This window comes from Bradyrhizobium sp. HKCCYLS3077 (genome assembly GCF_051167555.1).
Classification (GTDB): Bacteria; Pseudomonadota; Alphaproteobacteria; order Rhizobiales; family Xanthobacteraceae; genus Bradyrhizobium.
This window is the reverse complement of record NZ_JBNPTH010000001.1, coordinates 1-22,026: the sequence shown is the minus strand read 5'-3', so window position 1 is coordinate 22,026 and position 22,026 is coordinate 1. Positions and strand designations below refer to the sequence as shown.

18 protein-coding genes and 1 tRNA gene are annotated in these 22,026 nt (G+C 66.8%); 7 read left to right on the top strand and 12 right to left on the bottom strand.

Annotation, left to right across the window (positions count from 1 at the left end; all coding sequences use genetic code 11):
* Positions 1 to 50: 50 nt before the first annotated feature.
* Together ACQR0Z_RS00095 and ACQR0Z_RS00090 are read right to left on the bottom strand one after the other, a co-directional pair.
* Positions 51 to 1,448 (bottom strand): cytochrome P450, encoded by a 1,398-nt coding sequence (locus ACQR0Z_RS00095; RefSeq protein ID WP_434917307.1) that lies wholly within the window; start codon positions 1,446 to 1,448, stop codon positions 51 to 53.
* Between the two features lie 155 nt (positions 1,449 to 1,603).
* The gene (locus tag ACQR0Z_RS00090; RefSeq protein ID WP_434917306.1) at positions 1,604 to 2,974 is read right to left on the bottom strand and encodes a hydrolase; all 1,371 of its coding nucleotides are present in this window, start codon (positions 2,972 to 2,974) and stop codon (positions 1,604 to 1,606) included.
* A gap of 174 nt (positions 2,975 to 3,148) precedes the next feature.
* Here ACQR0Z_RS00090 and ACQR0Z_RS00085 point away from each other — a divergent pair, with 174 nt between their 5' ends.
* On the top strand, positions 3,149 to 4,831 hold the full coding sequence (locus ACQR0Z_RS00085; RefSeq protein WP_434877695.1) for an MFS transporter: 1,683 nt from the start codon (positions 3,149 to 3,151) through the stop codon (positions 4,829 to 4,831).
* A 235-nt stretch (positions 4,832 to 5,066) separates the two neighbouring features.
* Here ACQR0Z_RS00085 and ACQR0Z_RS00080 read toward each other — a convergent pair whose 3' ends face one another.
* Positions 5,067 to 5,282 carry a hypothetical protein gene (locus tag ACQR0Z_RS00080; RefSeq protein ID WP_434917305.1) on the bottom strand — a complete coding sequence of 72 codons (216 nt, stop codon included), beginning with the start codon at positions 5,280 to 5,282 and terminating at the stop codon, positions 5,067 to 5,069.
* Positions 5,283 to 5,397: 115 nt separating this feature from the next.
* Positions 5,398 to 5,688 carry a hypothetical protein gene (locus ACQR0Z_RS00075; RefSeq protein WP_434917304.1) on the bottom strand — a complete coding sequence of 97 codons (291 nt, stop codon included), beginning with the start codon at positions 5,686 to 5,688 and terminating at the stop codon, positions 5,398 to 5,400.
* Positions 5,689 to 6,017: 329 nt separating this feature from the next.
* Between ACQR0Z_RS00075 and ACQR0Z_RS00070 the strand changes: the two genes are divergently transcribed.
* Positions 6,018 to 7,058, top strand: coding sequence for a polysaccharide deacetylase family protein (locus ACQR0Z_RS00070; RefSeq protein WP_434857871.1), 1,041 nt, complete (start codon positions 6,018 to 6,020; stop codon positions 7,056 to 7,058).
* Between the two features lie 151 nt (positions 7,059 to 7,209).
* Here the strand turns inward: ACQR0Z_RS00070 and ACQR0Z_RS00065 are convergent, their stop codons facing one another.
* Complete coding sequence (locus tag ACQR0Z_RS00065; RefSeq protein ID WP_434917303.1) at positions 7,210 to 7,608, bottom strand: hypothetical protein; 399 nt, start codon at positions 7,606 to 7,608, stop codon at positions 7,210 to 7,212.
* Positions 7,609 to 7,703: 95 nt separating this feature from the next.
* Complete coding sequence (locus tag ACQR0Z_RS00060; protein ID WP_434917302.1) at positions 7,704 to 8,138, bottom strand: hypothetical protein; 435 nt, start codon at positions 8,136 to 8,138, stop codon at positions 7,704 to 7,706.
* Positions 8,139 to 8,580: 442 nt separating this feature from the next.
* Here ACQR0Z_RS00060 and ACQR0Z_RS00055 point away from each other — a divergent pair, with 442 nt between their 5' ends.
* Positions 8,581 to 9,150 (top strand): hypothetical protein, encoded by a 570-nt coding sequence (locus ACQR0Z_RS00055; RefSeq protein WP_434917301.1) that lies wholly within the window; start codon positions 8,581 to 8,583, stop codon positions 9,148 to 9,150.
* 34 nt (positions 9,151 to 9,184) lie between these two features.
* Here ACQR0Z_RS00055 and ACQR0Z_RS00050 read toward each other — a convergent pair whose 3' ends face one another.
* Entirely contained in the window at positions 9,185 to 10,594 is a 1,410-nt protein-coding gene (locus ACQR0Z_RS00050; RefSeq protein WP_434917300.1) for a GSCFA domain-containing protein, read from the bottom strand.
* 744 nt (positions 10,595 to 11,338) lie between these two features.
* On the opposite strand from ACQR0Z_RS00050, the gene ACQR0Z_RS00045 reads away from it, so the two are divergent.
* The gene (locus ACQR0Z_RS00045; protein WP_434917299.1) at positions 11,339 to 12,409 is read left to right on the top strand and encodes a hypothetical protein; all 1,071 of its coding nucleotides are present in this window, start codon (positions 11,339 to 11,341) and stop codon (positions 12,407 to 12,409) included.
* Between the two features lie 1,370 nt (positions 12,410 to 13,779).
* Here ACQR0Z_RS00045 and ACQR0Z_RS00040 read toward each other — a convergent pair.
* The 5 genes from ACQR0Z_RS00040 to ACQR0Z_RS00020 form a co-directional block, all read right to left on the bottom strand.
* A complete protein-coding gene (locus tag ACQR0Z_RS00040) occupies positions 13,780 to 14,163 on the bottom strand; it encodes a hypothetical protein (protein WP_434917298.1) in 384 nt (127 codons plus the stop codon).
* Between the two features lie 171 nt (positions 14,164 to 14,334).
* Positions 14,335 to 14,410, bottom strand: a tRNA-Thr gene (locus ACQR0Z_RS00035).
* Between the two features lie 146 nt (positions 14,411 to 14,556).
* Positions 14,557 to 16,479 (bottom strand): heme biosynthesis HemY N-terminal domain-containing protein, encoded by a 1,923-nt coding sequence (locus tag ACQR0Z_RS00030; RefSeq protein WP_434917297.1) that lies wholly within the window; start codon positions 16,477 to 16,479, stop codon positions 14,557 to 14,559.
* 17 nt (positions 16,480 to 16,496) lie between these two features.
* Positions 16,497 to 17,801, bottom strand: coding sequence for a COG4223 family protein (locus ACQR0Z_RS00025; protein ID WP_434917296.1), 1,305 nt, complete (start codon positions 17,799 to 17,801; stop codon positions 16,497 to 16,499).
* 50 nt (positions 17,802 to 17,851) lie between these two features.
* Positions 17,852 to 18,592, bottom strand: a complete 741-nt coding sequence (locus ACQR0Z_RS00020; protein ID WP_434917295.1) for a uroporphyrinogen-III synthase — start codon at positions 18,590 to 18,592, stop codon at positions 17,852 to 17,854.
* Positions 18,593 to 18,731: 139 nt separating this feature from the next.
* Between ACQR0Z_RS00020 and tsaD the strand changes: the two genes are divergently transcribed.
* The 3 genes from tsaD (at position 18,732) to ACQR0Z_RS00005 (ending at position 21,704) form a co-directional block, all read left to right on the top strand.
* Entirely contained in the window at positions 18,732 to 19,799 is a 1,068-nt protein-coding gene (gene tsaD / locus ACQR0Z_RS00015; RefSeq protein WP_434917294.1) for a tRNA (adenosine(37)-N6)-threonylcarbamoyltransferase complex transferase subunit TsaD, read from the top strand.
* Positions 19,800 to 20,164: 365 nt separating this feature from the next.
* The gene (locus ACQR0Z_RS00010) at positions 20,165 to 21,145 is read left to right on the top strand and encodes an NAD(P)H-dependent glycerol-3-phosphate dehydrogenase (protein ID WP_434917293.1); all 981 of its coding nucleotides are present in this window, start codon (positions 20,165 to 20,167) and stop codon (positions 21,143 to 21,145) included.
* Positions 21,146 to 21,284: 139 nt separating this feature from the next.
* Entirely contained in the window at positions 21,285 to 21,704 is a 420-nt protein-coding gene (locus ACQR0Z_RS00005) for an EVE domain-containing protein (protein WP_434857858.1), read from the top strand.
* Positions 21,705 to 22,026: the final 322 nt, after the last annotated feature.

Sequence of the window (22,026 nt, the reverse complement as noted above, 5' to 3'; positions counted from 1 at the left end):
ACATTCCGATCAGGTAGTCAAAGATGGACCGGAATACCAGATGAAGGCGCTCACCGCGGCGTGATTCGGAACAGCGGCGAGCGGTCGGGCTGCGTCGTCACCACGCCGACCGGCATCACCGGCGCGCGGTCGACCAGCTCGATCCTGAAGGCGCCGACCAGGCGCGCCAGCGCCAGCACTGCCTCGACCAGGGCGAAATGAGCGCCGATGCAGACCCGCGCACCGGCCCCGAACGGCAGGTAGGCGAAGCGCTCCAGCGGCGGTGCGCCGGGCATGAAGCGCTCCGGCTTGAAGGCATTGGGCGCGTCCCACAGCTTCTCGTGCCGGTGCAGCAGCCAGGGCGAGATCAGCACCACGTCGCCGCGCTTGACCGAAAACGACGCAATGCGGTCCGGTCCGCTGGCGGCGCGGGCGATCAGGAACGCCGGCGGATACAGCCGCAGCGTCTCGTCGATCACCGCGCGCGTGAACGGCAGTTGCTCCGGATTGCCGAGATCGGCCGCCGCGCGCACCTCCTGCGCGAGCCTGTCCTGATTGGCCGGGTCGAGGGCGATCAGGTACAGCGCCCAGAACAGCGCCGTCGCGGTGGTCTCGTGTCCGGCGAGGATCATGGTCGCGACCTCGTCGGCGAGCTGCGCGTCGGTGAAGGCCGCTCCGGTCTCGGGATCGCGCGCGGCCCCCATCAGGTCGAACAGGTCGCGCGGCGGCGCATCCTCCAGCTTTCCGGCGGCGCGGCGTTCGGCCATCAGCATGCCGATGAAATCGGTCCAGCGCCTGCGGAACTTTCGGCGGGCGAAGTCGCGCGGGGTCGGCCAGGACACCGGCAGCACGATGTCCAGGAGATGCGGGCTGGCCAGCCGCATGCCGTACTCATAGACGAAGTCGCGCAAGGTCGCGCCGTGGCGGCCCATCTCGAACGAGAACATCGTGCGGCCGGCGATGTCGAGCGTCATGCGCTGCATGACCTCGCGCAAATCGACCGGCTGCCCGCATTGCTGCCGCAGCCGCGCGACCGTCTCGTCGGTCACCGCCACCATGTGCGGCACGAGGCCGGAGACCGCGCGCGGCGTGAACGCCGGCGCGAGCGTGCGGCGCTGATGCTTCCAGGCCTTGCCCTCGGCAATCAGCAGGCCGTCGCCGAGCACCGGTTGCAGCACGCGGATCGCGCCGGCGGTGCGCGTGTAGTTCTCCCAATTGTCGACCAGCACATGCTTGATGGTCTCGGGCGTGTTGAGGATGTAGCTGGAGCTGCCGAGGAAGCGGCCGCGGACGATCTCGTCCTCATAGGCGCGCTGGCTCCAGGTCGAGATGGCGTTCTGGCCCATCATCAGCACCCGCCGCAGCGTGCCCATGCTGTCGGGCGCGCGTGGCGGCATCGGCGGGATCAGCGGCCCCCGGGAATGCGGCACCCGTGCCTGCGGCAGATAGTGGATCTCGGCAGTGCTCATTCACTCCTCACAAGATCGCTCCCATGAGCGCCCGTCGACCCAAACTATCGCACCGACGAGCGCGACATCTTCACGTCATCGCGCTCGTCGCGTGAGCTGGGACGCGCAAGCGCACCCCCTCGGGGCTCCTGTGACGTACCATCATACTCCAGCAACTAATCAGTCAGCTCGATCAGCGCAATCCTGCCCTCCGATGCTGGCCAAACCCGGGCGGCGATGCGTTCCTGGTTGAACAGCCCGATGACGCTGCGCCCGATGTCTCCGGCCGGTAGCCGCAACGTCGTCGCGGCATCGGTCGGCACGCCCTTCTGTACGTCGCCCGGTTCCTTGCCGTCGAGCAGCACGATGTCGCGGGGCAGGCCGAAATAGCCGCGCGGACGTGACATGATCACGATCGCGCCAGCACCGGCATCGGCCTGGCCGAGCGGCCGCGCGGCGCGCAGATGCACCACGTCGGACGAGCGCGGGAACGGTGAGCGGTAGAAATGTGTGACCGGCGCGCCCGGCGACGTCAGCACGATCTCGATGAACGACGTCGGATCGATCTCCGCCGGGCCCCAGCGCCCGTCGGCGCCGGTCTGGCCGCGATAGACCGGCTCGCCGTTGCGCGCGCCGGTCTCGCCTGAGACGCGGCAGACTTCCACGCTGGCGCCGGCAACGGGGCGGTTGGTCGGCGCGCCGCCCGGCGTGCCCGTGACGAGGCCGCTGATCCGCACCTCGCGCTCCGGCTGGACCGCGATGACCGACGGCTCGCGGCCGGCAATGAATTTGTAGATCTCGCGGAACGCGCGCGGATGGAACGCGACCTCGCGATGGTCGAGCGCGCCGAGCACGAGATTGGTCGCGCCTTTCAGCGCCGGGCCTTCCGCGGTGATCCCGGTGGGGACGCCGGGCTTGCCGACGAGCCGGCCGTCGGCCTGCGCGTATTTGTCCAGCCCGTCGCTGCGCAAGGTCAGGAAGGCGGTGCCCGGGGTAACCTCGCTGTCGCCTGAATTCAGAGCGCGCAGGAACGGACCTCGGCCGTTGAACTCGCTGCCGGGACTGTCCTCCCAGTCGAACACGCCATGATTGGGCGTGCCGCACAGCACGGCATGACTGACGTCGGCGCCGCCGCCGTTCTTGATGACGTTGCGGATCGCGTAGCCGCCGCGCGAGCTGCCCACCAGCGCCACGCGCGGTGCGCCCGTGCGCTCCTTCAGCGCCTTGATGGCCTCGGCCAGTTCGCGGCGCTGGTCGTCGGTGGACGACCGGTTCGGCTGCGCCACCGCGTCGTCGTTGCGGGCCAGCGGATCGGTGAAGTTGAGGGCGGCAAGCCGCGACCGCGGCACGCCGTTGGACTCCATCCGCCACAAGGTCGTGAGCCACAGCGCGGCATGATCGCCGTTGCCGTGGACGAACAGGATCGGAGGAATGTCGCCGGTCGATGGCGCGGTCGTCGTCTGTGCGGCGGCGGAGAGCGGCAGGCTGCTGGCGAGGAGGGGCAGGGTTCCCATGCCCTGCAGAATGTTGCGGCGCGTCAGTTTCATGGGTGGTCTCCCCTTGTCTCATTCATCTTGTGTTGGTTGGCCGCGATCCATGATGCGATCGTCTGCGCACTGGACGCGGCTGACCTTCGCAGGCATCACATTCGTCCGGCTGGAATCAAGCGATAGTTCAATGCGACCTTCTGCACTGCGATCTGGCGACCTGGACGGACCGGCATGAATGCGCCGCAGAAACGCGAGCTGTTCGCCGCGGAGAGCATCGCCGCACCGCTGAAGCACACGGTGTTCCGCCGGATCTGGCTGGCGAGCCTGCTGTCGAATCTGGGACTGCTGATCCAGGCCGTCGGCGCCGCCTGGGCGATGACGCAGATGACGTCGTCGGCCGACAAAGTGGCGCTGGTGCAGACCGCGCTGATGCTGCCCGTCATGTTCATTTCGATGCCGGCCGGTGCGGTCGCCGACATGTACGACCGCCGCATCGTCGCGCTGGCGTCCCTGCTCGTGGCCCTCGGCGGCGCGACGACTCTGACCGTGCTGGCCTGGCTCGGCATGGTCACGCCCGAGCGCCTGCTCGTGCTGTGCTTCGTGATCGGCAGCGGCATGGCGCTGATGGGGCCGGCCTGGCAATCCTCGGTCAGCGAGCAGGTGCCGCCGGAAACCTTGCCGGCGGCCGTGGCGCTCAACGGCATCAGCTACAACATCGCGCGCAGCTTTGGCCCGGCGATCGGCGGCGTCGTGGTCGCGGCTGCGGGGGCGGTGGCCGCGTTCGCGGCCAATGCGCTACTGTACCTGCCATTGCTGGTGGCCCTGTTCATGTGGCGCCGCGTGGTCGAGCCGAGCCGACTGCCGCGCGAGCCGCTCAACCGCGCCATCGTCTCCGGCGTTCGCTACATCATCCACTCGCCATCGATCCGCATCGTGCTGATCCGCACCCTAGTGACCGGCATCATCGGCGGCTCGATCTCGGCGCTGATGCCGCTGGTCGCGCGCGACCTGCTGCATGGCGGTGCGCAGACCTACGGCATCATGCTCGGCGCGTTCGGCATGGGCGCCGTCATCGGCGCGCTCAATATCGGCGAGGTCAGGAAGCGGCTGTCGGGCGAGGCGGCGATCCGCGTGTGCGCGCTCACCTTGGGAGCGACCACGGCGGCCGTGGCGCTCAGCACCGAGCCGGTGCTCACGGCCGCAGCGCTCGTCGTCGCCGGCGCGGTGTGGATGCTCGCGGTCGCGCTGTTCAACATCGGCGTGCAGCTGTCGGCGCCGCGCTGGGTCGCGGGCCGCGCGCTGGCCGCCTTCCAGGCGGCGATCTCTGGCGGCATCGCCATCGGCAGCTGGGGCTGGGGCCGCCTCACCGACGCCGCCGGCGTCGAGGTCGCGCTGCTGGTGTCCGGCGGATTGATGATCGCCTCACCGCTGCTCGGCCTTTGGCTGCGGATGCCGCCGATCGGCGCCCGCAACGAGGACGGCGAGACCTTGGCCGATCCCGAGGTGCAGCTGGAGCTGACGCCGCGCTCAGGCCCGCTGGTGGTCGAGATCGAGTACCGCGTCGCCGAGGACAATGCCCGCGCCTTCCACGATCTGATGCAGGACGTGCAGCTCAGCCGGCAGCGCAACGGCGCCTATGGCTGGTCGATCGCGCGCGACATCGCCGATCCCGAACTCTGGACCGAGCGCTATCACTGCCCGACCTGGATCGACTATCTGCGCCAGCGCAACCGCTCGACCCGCGCCGAGCGCGAGCTGCACAAGCGCGCCATCGATTTCCACATCGGCCCCGATCCGGTCCGCATCCGCCGCATGCTGGAGCGTCCGTTCGGCTCCGTGCGCGCCAAGGACGACATCGACCGCACGCCCGAGACTGCGCCTGCGGTGGCGAGCGCAGCGCGGAGCGGGCCTTAAGCGGCTCATTCGCTCAAGCAAACCGCTTCCGAGTCATTCCGGGGCAATCGTCAACGCGCGGCTGCGCGGTGACGATTGAACCCGGAATCTCAAGCTGAGGAGCAGGGTGCAAGACAATCTCGGGATTCCGGGTTCAAGGCCTGCGGCCTTGCCCCGGAATGACGAGCCTCCGGAGACGACAAAAAAAACTTCGGCCATCCGCTCGACGACCGAAACGATTACGCCAAATCAGGACTCACTGCCCGTGATCGGTCAGCACCTTGTCGCAGGCCTTCGACAGCTTGGCGCGGTGCTCCTTGAGGCAGGCGAGCACCGCCTGGTCGCCATTGTTCATCACCGCACGGCAATGCCGCGACACGTCACGCGCGCAGGCATCCTGGTTCGCCTGCTGCTGGGCGGAGGCCGCCGACGCGAGCAGGAGGAAGGGGATGATGACCAAGACCTTATTCATGACTGACGCCTCACTCCCGGCATTGAAGGTTCTGCGGCGCTTTTAGTGGCCGCAACCGGGCCTCGCAAGCGCCTCGACTGCAGCCGGGGCGCGCAAGGGGAGCCAGAGCCGTGCATCACTGGCTGTCGCTGGCCTCGGCGATCTTGCCGCTGCGCTGCTTCGCGACTTCCTTGTCGAGCACGGTGCGGCAGCCAGAGCTGAGCGAGGAGCGGTTCTTGATCATGCAGGCGGTGACTGCCGGGATGTTGGGGATTTCGCTACTGCACAGGCGGAAGGCGTCGCCGGTGCACATCTGCTGCGCCTCGGCGCTGAAGGCGAAGCTTTCGGTGGTGGTGAAGGTTGCGACGGCGGCGACGCTGACGGCGGCCAGAACGGCCTTGCGCAGCAGAGTGAAGGACTTCGTCATGGCTGGCTCCCATTGGCTCCGCGTCATTGCGGGCCCCGTGTTTCGATGCGCTCATCATGGCCGGATGCCGCGTTAGCAACCGTGATGCGGGTCACGCCAGATCGGCCTGCGCAACCCGGATCGGCCATTTCGGCAGGGCGGCCGCCCGCGGCGACATGTCGCTCCGGTGAACACCCGAGAGCGTCGGCGATCGTCCTGCAAATCTTGGTCGATCCTGGCCGTGTTGGCACCGCGTTAAGGTTTCGTTGGCACTAATGGAAGCTAATCGAGGTGGTTGGACGGTGTTCTTGTCCGCCACCGTCTGTCTCGCGTTTTCGGGAAGAGTAACCATGCGTAATGCGTTAGGCTTGCTGCTGGCCACCGTCGTCGCGGCATTGGCGATCACCGGTGTGTGGTACTATGTGTCGAAGCCGAGCGCCGCGAAAGCCGCCGCGCAGAGCGCATCGATCAAGCCGGCCGAGCCGGCGTCCTCCCCATCCTCGACCAGGCTCGCCGCCAAGGCCGACGTCGAGTTCACCGGCACCGTGCCGGCCCGACCCGCAACGCCGCCGCCGGCGCCCAGCTTGCCGAAATCGACCTGCGCCAATCCGGATGCGCTCGGCGTCTCCCGCACCGTCGTGGTCGACACGACAGGCGGTCCGGGCTTCGGCCTCGACCACTTCAAGCAGTTCGACTTCCTCGCCGACCGCGAGGTTGTGCTGACCTTTGACGACGGCCCGTGGCCAGTCAACACGCCGGCCGTGCTGAAGGCGCTGGCCGACGAATGCACCACCGGCATCTTCTTCACCATCGGCAAGCACGCGACCTATCATCCGGAGATCCTGCGCCAGGTGCAGGCGGCCGGTCACGTCGTCGGCGTGCACACCTGGTCGCACGTCAATCTCAACGGCAAGAAGATGACCGACCAGACCGCGAAGGACGAGTTGGAGAAGGGCATCAGCGCCGTGAAGTTCGCGCTTGGCGGCACCAATCCCGCGCCGTTCTTCCGCTTCCCGCAGCTGCAGCACCGTCCGTCCGCCGTGGCCTATCTCGGCACCCGCAACGTCGCGATGTTCTCCTGCGACGTCGACAGCTTCGACTTCCGCTCCAAGGATGCCGACCAGGTCGTGAACACGGTGATGACCGGGCTCGACAAGAAGGGCAAGGGCATCATCCTGATGCACGACTTCCAGAAGAACACGGCGCTGGCGCTGCCGACCCTGCTGCGGCGGCTCAAGGCCGGCGGCTACAAGGTCGTCGCGATGAAGCCGAAGGGCACGCTCGACACGCTGCCGGAATATGACGCCATGGTCGGCCAGGATCCGAAGCTGCCGACCACCATGACCAATGCACGCCCGATCTCCAGCGTGATCCAGACCGTCCAGCAGTGATGCCCCGCTGCCCGTGAGTGACGGCAAAGGCCGGGCGATTGCCCGGCCTTTTTCGTTGCACGCGTGTTTGCCTGAAAATCACGCCGCGCCTTCTTCTATCGGCCTGGCGACCTGCAGCGGATGCCGTCGATGCCGCCGCGAGCCGGGCCGACTATTTGCAGGTCGGTTCGATCGTCCAGGACCAGGTCACAGTCGAGCGCGCCGAGGGAATCAACGCCTGGGACATGCCGACATCCTTGCCGCCGCGCTTCGGTGCTTTGCCATCGACGCACAGCCACCAGAACGGTGATCCCAGACCACCATTGGTCACCAGGGGCGTGCCCTCGGCAATCACGAGTGCATTTCCGAGGCGGGGATACCAGGCGGTGACGTACTTGATCCCGGCGCCCTGCATGGCCTGCTCGACCGTGATGCCGGGCCGCCATTTGGCTGGATGGCTCACCGGCGGCTGTCCCGGGATGTTGAAGGTCAGCGCAACAGTCTGGGCGGCGGCGCCAATTGTCGTCGCCGCAAGAATTGCAGTGGCAAGCAGGGCCGTTCGGAACATCATGTTTCCCCATATGGCGGTAATATGGGCCGAAAGCTAGCTCAGGTTGAACGGCTGTCAACCGGGCTCGACGCCGAACGAAGGTCTCGGCTGTCCGCTCACCAATAGATGCCGTGGCGGTGCAACTCGCGGACGATGCGGGCCTCCGTCCAGCTCCTGGTCCGCGGCTTGCTGCTGCGGGCGGAGCGCTGGAACTTCTGCGGCTTCTGCACCGAGCTGGTCGACGCCGCAGGCGCGGTCGCTGTGGCCGTCGCCGGCTGCGGCGTCGCGGCGGTGGTCGCCGGAGCGGCCGGCGCGGGCGCTGCCGCGGGTGCAGCAGCGGCCGTCGCTTGGGTGGCGGGCTGCGCCGGGACGGTCGCGACGGCCGGGACCGGTGCGGGTGTCACGGTGACTTGGCCGGCCTGCTGCACATAGCTGGGTCGCGGCGTCGGGGCAGCGTCGCTGGACGACAGCGACAGGCTGCGGGTGCCCTCGGCCATGGCGGCGGTGGCGGACATCAGGACCATGGCACCGGTCAGGATCATCTTGCGCATCGTGAAAGCTCCCCTTGTTGGCTGCGAGGAGGTTTAGACGTCCCGGCGATCCCCTGATGTGATGCCCGTCACACTGGGCGGGACAATTCCAGATCGTACGCGGGCGCTCCACACGCCCTCGCGGATCGGCACACCGCTTTTCTCAGAACCTTTTGTCGATGACCGCGACTTCAGTTCAGGGCGATGAGGAGCTCAGGGACGCGCCCGACGATCATCCGACCATCGTTGATTGCAGCATGTGCGGGCGCTCGCACTGCACTCCCAGACCATCGGCGTTTGTTACCAAAATACCGCCATGCGGAGGTGTTCCATCCTCGTGGAACGACCCAAGGTTGAGGTATGATCGTATGCATATGTACTGTTCGTTGGTGCTGTTCAGAAGGTTCGCCGAATCCGATAGGGAAAGTGGTCGATTCGGGGGAAGGGCTGGCGCATGCGCCGAATGATCTCAGCACTGCTCATAACGGCCGCCATGCTGCTCGCCGGCCAGCATCCCAGCCTCGCCCAGGCGGGCGAGAATGACGTCGAGGAAATCTACATCGCGCGCTCCGTGCGCCGTGGGCGGGTGGTGCCGTCGGATTTCTGCGCGCCGACCAAGACCGGTTTTGCTCCGGCGCTCGAGGACCAGTTGTCCATTCACAGCGTGAACGTGCAGGCGAGCGATGGCCGGATGACCGGCAGCAACGACAAGAGCATCGGCGACATGCGGGTGTGTATTGGCCAGGCGATGGATCCGACCGTGCTCGGCACCTACACCGAAGGCCAGCTCAACGGCATCCCCTTCACCGGGCTTGGCGACTGCCGTCTGGTCCGCGGCAACCAGCCCGAGGATGGCCTGCTCACGCACCGCTGCTTCCTGGTGCTGACGGGATTGCCGGAGCCCTATGTGGGGGGCTTCATGGTCTCCAGCTCGCTATATTCGCGGACCCCGTTCGGGCCCGACAGTTCGCCGCCGGGCTATGCCCAGGCCAGCTTCCTGATCTTCCGTCTCTGGAGGAAACGGCTGCCCTGAGGCAGCCGATCTGAATCGCTCTCCGTGACCGTGCTCAGGCCGGCGAGAAGGTCTGCACGAAGGCGCGGACGGTCGCCGACACCTTGTCCTCCGAGACGTGCCAGGCGGCGCCGTCATCGGCGGCGAAGAAGCTGGAGGCATTCGAGCCGCCCCAGCGGAACACCTCGAACGAGGGCCAGTACCAGATGTCCTCGAGCTCCGAATTATTGACGATCTCGTGCGCGACCAGCCGCATCGTGCTCTTCGACAGGCAGTCGGCCTGCACCACCGATTCATATTCGAACGAGGTGAGCAGCGGCACCGGCGACACCGTGACGATCACCTTGATGCCGGGCCGCACGCTCCTGACGAAGTCGATCAGATAGCGCACATTGTCGACATTCTCCTGCACGCTGGCGGTGCGGAACTTGTACTTCTCGGCCAGCGCCCGTGAGTTGAGCGCGCTCGGCCTGGGGAGCACGAAGGCGCCGGTCTCGCGGTCGAAGAACGCGGCGGCGACGCCGAGCGTCAGGATGAAGACGTCGGCCTGCTTGATGACGGCGAGCGTATTCTCCTGGCTCGAGCCCGGCGGCAGCAGCTCGACGATGCGCTCGCGGATCTCCGGATCGATCTTGGCGCCGCGCAGCCAGTCGACGAACACGCGGTTGGCGAAGGTCGTGTTGATGTATTCCGAGATCTCCATGTGATGGCTGTTGTAGCCGCTGTCATTGAGGCTCTTGGAGAGGTTGCGCGCGAAGCACGAGCCCATGGTGAAGAAGCGCGTGCTCTTGTCGAGAAACTTTGGCGCGGCGGCGAGGTTGACGGCGATGTGGCTGGTGATCAGCGTCTGCAGGTCGCCGAGGAAGTCCTTCGTCTCCGGATAGCGCCCGACCTTGGCGCGGGCCTTGACCTCCTTGGTCTTGCCCTTCCTGGCGTTGGTGCGCGCGAGTTCCAGCGTCTCGCGATTGGCCGGCGTGTCATAGGCGGGGTTGAGCTTGATCGCCTTCTCCAGCGCGGTGACCGCTTCCTCGAATTCGTTGCCCTGGGTCAGGATCTCGCTGAGCGAGAAATAGTCCGCCGCCTCGTTGGAGGCGGGCGCGAGCTTGCGGAACAGCTCCATCGAGCGGCTGAACGGGCCGACATGGCTGCAGCGCACGGCGGCGCTGCGGATCAGGTGCAGATTGCCCTCGGTGGCCTGCTCGAAGATCTGCGGGTTCTCGTCGAGGATCGCCAGCATCATGTCGCGCGCCTCGGCGCGCTTCTTGTGCGAGCCGTCGTCGATCAGCTGCGCATAGATGAAGCGCGCGTTGATGTCCTTCGGGTCGAGCTCCAGCAGCTTCTGGAACGCGAGCTGCGCGCTGACGTAGTCCTTGTCCTCGATATATTTGTAGGCGAGCGTCCGGACCTGGCCGACGATGGATTGATATTGGCTGTGATTGTCGAGGGCAGTGGCTGTCGTGCTCATGTCGAAGGGCTCGCCTTTGTCTCGTTGCGTCGATCCGGCCTGCCGGCCGCCGGAGCCGGGCATCGCCGCCTAAAAGGCCTGTTCGTCACGCGCGCAGGCATCGCACGCCGCGCGCATTCCGTTTCGACCATGACCTTTGTACTGATCGTCTGCGGCCTGGCCGTTGACGTACGCCGAGCTTTGGCCGGCATTGCGGATATCGAACGTAAAAACACGGGTCCGAAACGCCGCCTGAGCGGGAACTTTCCCCGCGGCTCGCGCCCGACGATGGCGCGATTTGGGTTAAGCAATTGTTAACTGGTCAACCAAGCGCGCGACGGAAACTAGGCAGGCTGGGCCGGACCGACGAAAGGATTTCCGCTGTTTCGGAGCGAACCATAGTGCAAACCGCAAAGATTCTTCCTGCCTCACTACTTGCCCGTGCTTGTCCGAAATTTCCGGCACTAGGTAGGAAACCACTCGACATTGACTTTTAACGCCATTTTGGATTTGTGTTTTCCTTAACGGGGAATGCTCAGTAATCTGTTTCCTTATTTCTATCGTTGCGCGAAAAAGAGAATCACTTTAGGTAAAGATGCAAGATCGGCCCTTCGGGGACCTTCAAAGCACTTCGGAATGTAGCAATCGGCTACAGCTTAAGACGAAGCGCGACCTAGCACTGACTAAGATGCCGTTGTGAGAACCGCCTCTCAGCCAAGTGTCGGGTTCGGGCTAAGAGCAACCCATTGGGAACCTGTAGGTTCGATGACCAGCCATCCTGACCAGCCAGGTCCCAATTTGTTGGAGGCCCTCGAACGCGAGAAGGCGCGCTTATTGGAGCAGGCGACCGCCAAAATTGAACGCGAGATGGCTGAAATTGCTCGGTTGGCCGTCGCTTACCCTGACGCCTTTAAGGCAATCGCAAAACAGATGGGGCTGGAAGAGGTTAAAGAGCCGCCCGCGTCGAGCATTGCAACACTTGGCGAACTTGTTGATCGCTATCGAACTTCTCCGACCTCTCCCTTTCAGAAGCTCAAGCATACGTCGCGGGAGCATTACGACACCCTGCTCAATCTTATCCGCAATGACTTCGGCGGCCAAAAGCTGTCAGAGGCCGACGCCAATACCCTCGATGCATGGTACGCGAAATGGCGCGAAGGCGGGAAGATTGCTGTTTCACACAGCAAAATGGTGATGCTCCGAAATCTTTTTTCATTCGGCACAACGTCGGTGCGGGATGAGAATTGCGCGCGCCTTTATGGCTTGCTTGGCAATATGGAAATCGAACTACCGAAAGCGCGGAATGAGCAACTCACGCGTGAGCAAGCTAATCTGATCAGAGCCAAGGCACACGAAAAGAACCGGCCATCTATTGCACTGGCGCAGGCCTTCCAATCCGACGTTGGGCTGACTCAAAAAGAAGTCATCGGCGAATGGGCGCCCATGTCCGAGCCGGGCATTTCTGATGTCATTGAAGGCAACATGAAATGGGTGCGCGGTCTCCGGTGGGAAGAAATTGACCGCAAGCAGATGACGCTTACGCATCTGATCGGCGATAAGGAAGTCACTATCGAACTCAAGAAATACCCCATGGTGATGGAGGAATTGGAGCGCGTTAGGACCAACCACTCCAATGAGCTGCCCATGAAAGGGCCAATGATCGCTTCCGAGTATGACGGATTGCCATGGTCGGCCGTCGAATTTCGACGATGGTGGAGGCTTCTAGCCGACGCGTGCGGCATTCCGAAACATGTGCGCAACTCCGATAGCCGCGCCAAAGGTAGCGCTGCGGCGGCTGAAAGCGGCGGGAAGAATATGAGCGGAGGTCTTTCTTAAATGGCCCGCTCAAACAAAAACCGGAGCCTTTCGGCTCCGGTTTCAGAATGGGGATGGCACGGTGCGGGCGGTCGGTTGTCCACCTGGCGAGCCCGAGGGTTCGAGTCCCTCCATCTCCACCGTTCCACCGTCAGAGGGCCAATCTTGGCGGAGCAACCCTCTGGCATTGAGACCATCCAAACCCCGGCCGAGCCGGATCAGGAGCATCCCATGTGGCAAGCCCACATAATAGTCTCTGGGGCTTAACTGCCCCCTTTATCAAAACCGCTGAATCGCGTCTAGCGCGGCGCTACGACGCCGCGCTGCTTCTTATCTTTTGAAAATGAAACGCGACCTGATTACGTTGCAGCTTTCATTACCCGCTAGATCGTTCCGTCGGCTCCGGTCGGCCGGCTTCAAAGTCCCGTAACGTCGAAGCGCCAACGTTCGGGCTACGGTGACGCTGCTGGACTGCATGTATCTCGCCGTTCTGTTCGGGAGCCATTTGGCCCACTCATCGAGTTTGATGGCGGCCAAAACGGGATGACTGACTGTTGTGCACGGCAAGTGAGCGGTGCGGGGGCGTGAATTCCGAATACCAGAAATTTTGTTGACGCCACCCCCAAATCAGTGATCTTATCTCGCCATCCCGCCCGCACTGAGAGGGGCGTATCGCGATCGTCACGGGACGTTGCGGCGGGGAGCGGTGGCCGTGGGGCGACGCAGCATCTCATGGAGGTGCGGACGAACGTCGTGTCGCGGACGGTCAAGCCGTGTGGTCCCGACACCCCGACGCTGGTGTCTTGATCGGCGACGATGCCGATGACGGGGGCAAGCAAGCCCGGTCCCCTGGGAGAGCACGGAGCAGCCGTTCAAACCATTGCGCAGGGAAGGCCGGGTTGTGTCCGGCTGAGCCTGTGGTTCCTGCCCCGTGCATTTTCCTTCGCACGGGGGCCGCGGGTGCCAGTCGGCACTCGGCCTTCCCTGCGCCCTCTCAATCGACGAGGACGCCAAACTGCAGCGGAGCTCGGGGTTATCAACCCGCGGGATCGCGGCGGCATGGGCGTCAGCAAGACCGTGACGAGCGGCGGGCTGTTTGACAGCGTTGATCGGATCAGAGAGAGCCGGACTCAAGTGAGACTTGGGGGGCTCAAACGCCCGGCTTCGCCAAGAGGCTACGCCGGGCACGCTTCGCCCTTCGGGCTACTTGTGGCTGCGCCACGAAAAACGAGGGTCCGAAACGCCGCCTGTGCGGGAATTGTCCCCGCGGCTCGCGCCGACGATGGCGCGATTTGGGTTGAGCAATTCTTAACCCGGGGAATGCGGGCGGAAAGGTTTGGAAACAAGAAAGCTGCGCCACCGGCGGAAGCTTGGCGGTCACCGGACCGAGATCACCGCCGGATGAGAGGTTTGGGATGCGGAGCGGCTGCCGGCTCACGATCCTCCAGCGAGGCTGCCCTGGCGCGCAGCGCCGCAAGGCAGGCGGCGAGAAAACGATGGCGGTGATGCGCCTCGATCGTCGTTTGGCCGTTGTTGGTCTGCATGATCACGGTCGACAGGAAGCTGGAGCCATCGCGCTTCGACGTGGCCATGAGCGCCGAATCCGGCAGCAGCAGCTTCGAGGCGTGAGGATCGTCGGTAAAGAACGGCGGCACGCCACCGGGGATCGACGCGGATGCGGGGTCGACGGTCTGCCAGATCAAGCGGTCCAGGTCGCGGCTCGGTCGTTCGGCGATCTCGACCAGCCGCGCGAGTTCGGTCAACTGCTGAGACAATGAAATGAAGTCCTCCAAGACCTGCTGTCGAGGTCTCCCCATGCAGTGCGTGCAGACGGTCGCCGAACGCGAATCGCACCCTGCGTCCTGTTGCAGACATACAGCGGACAAGGCGCTTTTGAGGGGTACCTGTTTCTGACCGCAACTATTTGTTGCGGTTTGTACAGCCAGTGGTGCCGCAAGAGGGACTCGAACCCCCGACCCCGTCATTACGAATGACGTGCTCTACCAACTGAGCTATTGCGGCGAACCATAGCAGCGCGTGTCCGGCACGACCGGACCACGCGAACGCGCTCCTGATATCGGGCCGATGGCCCGTTGGCAAGGACAAGTCGGGGGCGAGGGGACCGCCCCGGACGATTTCGTGGCCACCGTGATGCTGGTTCCGCGCGGCTAGTTGCCGAAGCGGGACCAGAAGCCCCGCCAGCCGCCGGCCTGGACCTTGGGGGCGATCTGCTCGGCGAATTCGTCGCGCGGCTGGTCGTCGTCCTCGACCCCCGGATCGTCCGGCGGTCGCATGATCGGCACGATGGCTTGGATCGGCGTCTCCGGCGGCTTGGCGAGGTCGTTGCGGGTCCGGAACAGCGGCGTCGGCGCGGTCGCGGCCGTCTCCGCCGGTTTCGCTGGCGCTTCCGCAGCCTCGTTGTCCTCGGCCGGCTCCGCCGCGTCCGTCTCGGCGGGGGCTGCGGCCTGCAACGGCGGCGCCGGCTCGGCCGCGACGGCTGTGACGGCCGTCGCCTCGATCAACGGGCCATCCCCAGCCTTTTCAACAGGGTTGTCCACCGGCTTCTCGACAGGCTTCTCCAGGGCGTTGTCCAGAGATTCGTCGACAGGTTTGTCCACCGTGGCCACGTCGCGCGCCGTCTCGGCCGGCCGCGGCGGGACGTTGTCCTGCACGGCCGGGGCGATCACCGCCGCGGCGGGGATGTCGCGCAGCGGCTCGGCCGGGGTCTCGGCGATGACCGGCCGGGCCGGCGGTGCCAGCACGGCTTCGGCGAAGGCCGAGCTCTCGATCACGCTGTTGCGCTCCGACGGCAGGCTCGCGACCGGCGTCTGCCATTGGAACGCGTCGATCCGGCCGGTGACCGGCGAGATCGGCTGCCAGCGCTCGCTGACATAGCCGTCCGCGGTCCAGGCCGGGTCGTGGCGGGCGCGCACCGCGCGCAGGGTCCATTCGCGCGCCTTGCCGGCATCGCCGCTCTCGGTGCGCTCCAGCTCGGCCATCAGCATGGCGACGCGCTGGGTCGGGTCCTCGGTGAACGGCGCCAGCGCCTCGCGGGCGCGGCCGAACTCGGAGGCGTCGATCGCCGCGCGGGCCACGGCGAGCGCGCCCTCGATATGGCCGGGCGTGCGGGCCGCGAGATTTTCCACCCGCGTCAGCCGCTGCCGGGCGGAATCGCCGAGCCTGACATGGGCATAGGCATCGGCGAGGTCCGGATGCGGGCAGGACGCCCAGGCGGCCTCGATGATCTTCATCGCGCGCCGCACCTGGTGCGCCTCGCTCTCGAACTTCGCCGCCAGCACCGCGGCCGGCACCAGGGTCGGAGCCAGCTTGACCGCTTCCATCGCGCTCGATCGCGACACGTCGCGGTTCTCGGTCTCCAGCGCGAGCGCGCGCGCCGTCAGCAGCACGCCGCGCTGGCGGCGATAGCTCGGCTTGTCGATCATGCCGGCGGTGTAGTTGCTGTCGAGGATCGAAAGCGCGCCGTCCCAATCGCCCTGCGCGCAGCGGAAGCCGAGCACGGCATGCGAGGCCCAGGTCGCGTTCGGCGCAAGCCGCAGCGCCTCGTCGGCGATCATGACGGCCGAATAGGCGTCGTCGGCGCGCTGCGCCTCAATGAACAGGCCGCGCAGGCCGAGCAGGCGGGTGTCGTGGCGCTCGGCCATCGCGCGGAAGGCGCGCTGCGCGCCGTCGCGGTCGCCTTCGAGCTGCGCCGCCTGCGCATGCAGCAGCAGCGTCAGCGGATCGTCGCCGGCGAGCCGCTTGGCGATGTCGGCATGCTGCCGCGCCGCGGTCGAATCGCCATGGCCAATCGCGAGCAGGCCGTGGGTGATGGCGTGGCGGCCGCGCTGATGGCGGCGGTTGCGGTGCGCGTGACGGATCCGGCCGGGCGCCCGCAGCAGCGCGCTGATCAGGTTCCATACCAGCACGCAGGCCGCGATGGTCAGGCCCAGCGCCAGCACGAACACCGGCAGGGTCATCGCGACCCGCCAGGGGCCCCAGTTCAAGACGACGTCGCCGGTCTGCTCGGCGACCCAGGCCGAGCCCGCCGCCGCGAGCCCGACCAGGATGAGGAAGATGACGATCCGGAACATGTGCGTCCTTGCGCGTCCTATTGCGCGGGTTTGGCGAGCGCGGTCATCGCGTCGTCGGCGAATTTGCGGGCGGTCGATAGCGCGGCGTCGCGTGCATCGGCCTTGGCGAGCCAGTCATTGGCCGGCGCGCGATCCTCGGCCGACAATCCCTTCAGCTCGCGCCGCGCCTCGGCGACGTCGTTGCGCAGGGCAGCCGCGGTGATCCGCGCCACCACGGCGCCGCGATCGGTGCCGGCGCCATCGGTGCGCTCGACCTTGACCAGGCTCTGCGCGCCGGCGGAGAGCTTGCTGAGGATCGAGGTTCCGGTGGTGCCGTCCGCCGCGGGCGGCGTCAGCTTCGGCACGATGGTGAGCAGTTCGCGGCTGAGCGCGGCCTGGCTCGGCACGCCGCTCTTGGCGAAGGTCTCGAGCGGCTGCAGCGCCGCCGCGTCTCCCGCCAGCGATTTCGCGGTCGACAGCGCCGGGCCATAGGGATCGCCATGGCGCACGGCGACGTCGAGCAGGGTGGCGGCAATCACACGGCGCAGCGGCGCGTCGTCGGTGGTCTTGGCCGCCTCGGCTGCCTCGGACAGCTTGCGGCTCTCCTGGGCCAGCGCCGCGCTCTGGGACTTGCTGGCGCGCTCCAGCGCGTCGATGCGCGCGGTGAGGCCGGACAGATCGACCGGGGCAGGCGCGGGCACGGACGCGCCGCCATCGCGCGGCTGCGCCTTGACGTCGTTCAGCGCCGCGACCGTCTTGTCGTTCTGACTGCGCAATGCGGCGACGTCACTGCGGACGCCGGCAATCGCCTTGTCGATCGCATCGATGCGGCCGGTCACGGCCGTATCCGGCTTGCCGATGCGCTGCTCCAGTCCGGCGACCCGCGTGGTGAGCTCGTCGACGGCCGTCGACAGCGGCGTGGTGGGCGACGGCGGCTGCACGGCCGGCCAGCCCAGCATCCAGCCGACGCCGATCACCAGGGCTGCGGCGGCCGCGCCGGAGAACGGCGCGATGATCCAGGGCGACACAGGGCGAGGCGGCGGAGGCGGCGGCAGGTCGGCGCGCGGCGGCTCGGCCGCGGCGACCGTTTCGTCCGGTGTGGCAGTTTCAGTCTCGCTCTCCGGCTCGCCATGCGGATGCGACTGGCTTGCCGCGCCCGACGAGCCCTCGGCGACAGCCTCGGCCGGGGCGGACCACGGCGACAGCGCCGGCCGCTCGGCCGCGCTCTCACTGGCCGCGGGGCGCTCCTCGCGCGAGGTCGCCTCAAGATCGATGGTCGGCGGCGGCCGTTTCGGCCGCCCGGTATCGGAGGCCGGTGCAGCGGTGTCGGGTTCATCGACCATGATGGAGGTTCCCTGGCTGAAGCAAGACTGGGCAGGCCCTCTTACGCCATTCACGACGGGAGCGCACGGGTCAGCCCTTCCAGCATGTCGTTTTCATCCGGATGCGCTGGGATTGTGACCTGGGTCGCCCCGGCGTCACGCAGCACCTCGGCGATATTGGCCGACAGGCAGCCATGCGGCACCGCCAGCGCCGAGATTTCGACGCCCTCGGCCCGGATCGCGGCCACGAATGCCGCGGCACTTCGCCGCGAATAATGCAGCACCGCCTGAATCGCGTTGGCCGCGAAGGCGTCGCAGACCTCGCGCGGCAGTGCCGCGACCGGTGCCATGCGGTAGACGGTCTGCGTGATCACCTCGAAGCCGCGCTCGGCCAGCTCGGCGGCGAGATCGCGCGAGATGTCGGCGCCGGCGAGATAGAGCAGGGTGGACTTCACGTTGGCCTTGGCCTTGACCAGGCGGCTGCTGGTGATCACCTCGCGCAGCGCCGTGGCATCACCGGCGGCGGAGATCACGTTCGTGAAACCCGCGTCGCGCGCCGCCGCGGCGGTCTGGTCGCCGACCGCGAACAGGGGCAGGCGCAACAGCGCGGAGCTCTGCAGTTGCGGCGCGACCGCGCGCAACGCGTTCGACGACGTCACGATGACCCCCGCCACGTCGTGGCCCGCATCGGCCGGCAGCGCGGCCGGCTCGAATCGCAGCATCGGCGCCAGCAGCACCTCGAAGCCGCGCGCGCGCAAGGCCGCGGCGGTGCGTTGATTGTCGGGAGCGGGACGGGTCACCAGCACAGCCATGTGCTATGCTCCCGTCGAATACGGATCGGCCGGGCTGCAACGGCGTGGTGATTGCACCTGGCGACCTCGTGGTGTTAGGCGGTTTCCCGCACACATAATGACCAAAGGGTTGAGATTGGGTAACGACTCGCAAACGCTCGTGCTCGGCATCGAAACCACCTGCGACGAAACCGCCGCGGCCGTGGTTGCGCGTGATTCGGACGGCAAGGGGCATATCCTCTCGAATGTGGTGCGCTCGCAGACCGATGAACACGCGATCTATGGCGGTGTGGTTCCCGAGATCGCGGCGCGTGCCCATGTCGACATGCTCGACCATCTCATCGATGCCGCGATGCGCGAAGCCGGCGTCGACTACGCCGCGCTCTCCGGCGTGGCCGCCGCTGCGGGGCCGGGCCTGATCGGCGGCGTCATCGTCGGTCTCACCACGGCGAAGGCGATCGCGCTGGTGCACGACACGCCGCTGATCGCGGTCAACCATCTCGAGGCGCATGCGCTCACGCCGCGTCTCACCGATGCAATCGACTTCCCCTATTGCCTGTTCCTGGCCTCCGGCGGCCACACCCAGATCGTCGCCGTCGCCGGAGTCGGCGACTATGTGCGGCTCGGCACCACCGTCGACGACGCGATGGGCGAGGCCTTCGACAAGGTCGCCAAGATGCTCGGGCTGCCCTATCCCGGCGGACCACAAGTGGAGCTGGCCGCGCGCAACGGCGACGCAACGCGTTTCGCTTTGCCGCGTCCGATGCAGGGCCGCAGCGACGCCAATTTCTCGCTGTCTGGCCTGAAGACGGCCGTGCGCACCGAGATCGGACGATTGGACAGCGTGGGCGAGCAGGATGTGGCCGACCTCTGCGCCAGCTTCCAGGCCGCGGTGCTGGAGTCGACCGCCGACCGCTTGCGCGTCGGCCTCGATCTGTTCAAGCAGCGCTTCGGCGCCCCGACCGCGCTGGTCGCCGCCGGCGGCGTCGCCGCCAACCAGGCCATTCGCGCCGCGCTGGACGATGTCGCGCAAGCCGCGGGCACCCGCCTGATCATGCCGCCGCCGGCGCTGTGCACCGACAACGGCGCCATGATCGCCTGGGCCGGCGCCGAGCGCCTCGCCCTCGGCCTCGTCGACGGCATGGATGCCGCCCCGCGTGCGCGCTGGCTGCTCGATGCGAATGCGCAGGTCCCCGGCAAGTTCGCGAAAACGCGCGCGGGGTTTTGAGACGTGGCGTTGTTGCCAGATGTCCTGAGCCATCGGTTGGCCCGCGCTCCTGCGCATGACGACGCAAGCCCGTGCGGCGCGCTCCGTGCGCTCCCCTCCCCCTTGCGGGGAGGGGGCGGGGGTGGGGGTAGCCCCACAAAGACGCATATTCGTGGCACTCCATCTAACCTCTCCTCACTTGCGGGGGCGCGACGAGCTTCGCTCGCGCTGAGAGGTCCGATCGCATCGCCCGATGCAATCCGGGTGTGCGCTCCCAGCAAGGTCGGTGGGTGTGGCTGCCCCTCACCCCAACCCTCTCAGCGCGAGCGAAGCTCGTCGCGCCCCCGTAAGGACGGGGAGAGGGAGCGCAGCGGCGCGTGTTGCGCATGACCCGCTTCCAAACCATCTCCATCATCGGCGCCGGGGCGTGGGGCACGGCGCTCGCCGCCGTCGCCGCGCGGGCCGGCCGTGACGTCACCCTCTTCGCCCGCGACGCGGGTCACGCTGCGCGCATAGCAGCCGCGCGGGAAAACCCGCGGCTGCCCGGCATCCCGCTCGCCGACAGCATCGTCGTCACCGCCGATCTCGCCGCCGCCGCCCGCGCCTCTGCCATCCTCATCGTCGTCCCCGCGCAGCATCTGCGCGGCGCCGTCATGCACATCGCGCCGCTGCTTGCGCCCGCCACGCCGGTCATCGCCTGCGCCAAAGGCATCGAGCACGGCACCCACAAATTCATGACCGAGGTCATCGCCGAGGCGGCGCCGAACGCGACGCCCGCCATCCTCTCCGGCCCGAGCTTCGCCGACGATGTCGCACGCGGCCTGCCGACGGCCGTGACGCTCGCCGCGCCCGACGAGACGTTGGCAGCCGATCTCGTCCAGGCACTGGGCTCGCCGACCTTCCGGCCCTATCACTCGACCGACGTGCGCGGCGTCGAGATCGGCGGCGCCGCCAAGAACGTGTTGGCGATCGCGGCCGGCATCGTCGCCGGGCGCCAGCTCGGCGCCTCCGCGCTGGCGGCGCTGACCACGCGCGGCTTCGCCGAGCTGGTGCGGCTCGGCCGCGCCTATGGCGCGCGCAGCGAGACGCTGACCGGCCTGTCCGGCCTCGGCGACCTCATCCTCACCTGCGCCGGCCCGCAATCGCGCAACTTCGCCGCCGGTCTGGCGCTCGGCCGCGGCGAGCCGCTGCCGGCGGGCAAGCTCGCCGAGGGGCAGTACACCGCCCCTGTGCTGGTCGAGCTCGCCGCCTCGCGCGGCGTCGAGATGCCGGTCGCGCAGGCGGTGGCCGCGATCCTGTCGGGTGCGGTCACGATCGATGCCGCGATCGAGGCGCTGATGCTGCGGCCGTTCAAGGCGGAGCAGTGAGCCTGATCGCTGGGCAAAAGCCCGATGTGCTCGCTGTAAACTGTTGACCCGGCGATGGCCGTCTTCTTTGATCCGCCCGCCGAGCCATGCTGCACTCCGCGCGGGACCGGCGCTGCCGTGATCTGAGGACGATGCGCATATGAGCTACTGGCTGGTGAAATCCGAACCCTCGGTGTGGTCCTGGGACCAGCAGGTCGAGAAGGGCGCCAAGGGCGAGGCCTGGACCGGCGTGCGCAACTACACGGCGCGGCAGAACCTGGTGGCGATGAAGAAGGGCGAGCTCGCCTTCTACTACCATTCCAACGAGGGCAAGGAGATCGTCGGCATCGCCGAGATCATCAAGGAGGCCTATCCCGATCCGACCGACAAGACCGGCAAGTTCGTCTGCGTCGACATCAAGGCGCACAAGCCGTTCAAGACGCCGGTCACGCTCGCGGCCATCAAGGCCGACCCGAAGCTGTCGGAGATGGCGCTGGTCAAGCAGTCGCGCCTGTCGGTGCAGCCGGTGACGCCGGAGGAGTGGAAGCACGTCTGCAAGCTGGGCGGCGTGTCGGGCTGACGAGCACGTGATCGAACAAGTCTGGCCGTCATGTCGGTCAGAGATCCCGCCCCTTCTTGCACCGCTCTTCGATCATCTGCGTCCCGATCTCCTGCCGGACCGCCTGCCCGAATGTCTGACCGGCAAGACTAGTGTCATGACAGCCGATCCGCTGCAGCGGCAAAATTCCTGAGGCGACTAAAAGCCCCGCTACCGATCACGACGACGCTGAGCTCCCCTCCCCCTTGCGGGGAGGGGTCGGGGGGGGTCCAAACCGGCTACATAGGTGACAGAACAAACCGACGACATGGGTGACAGGTTGAGGTGATCGGCAGGAGGACTT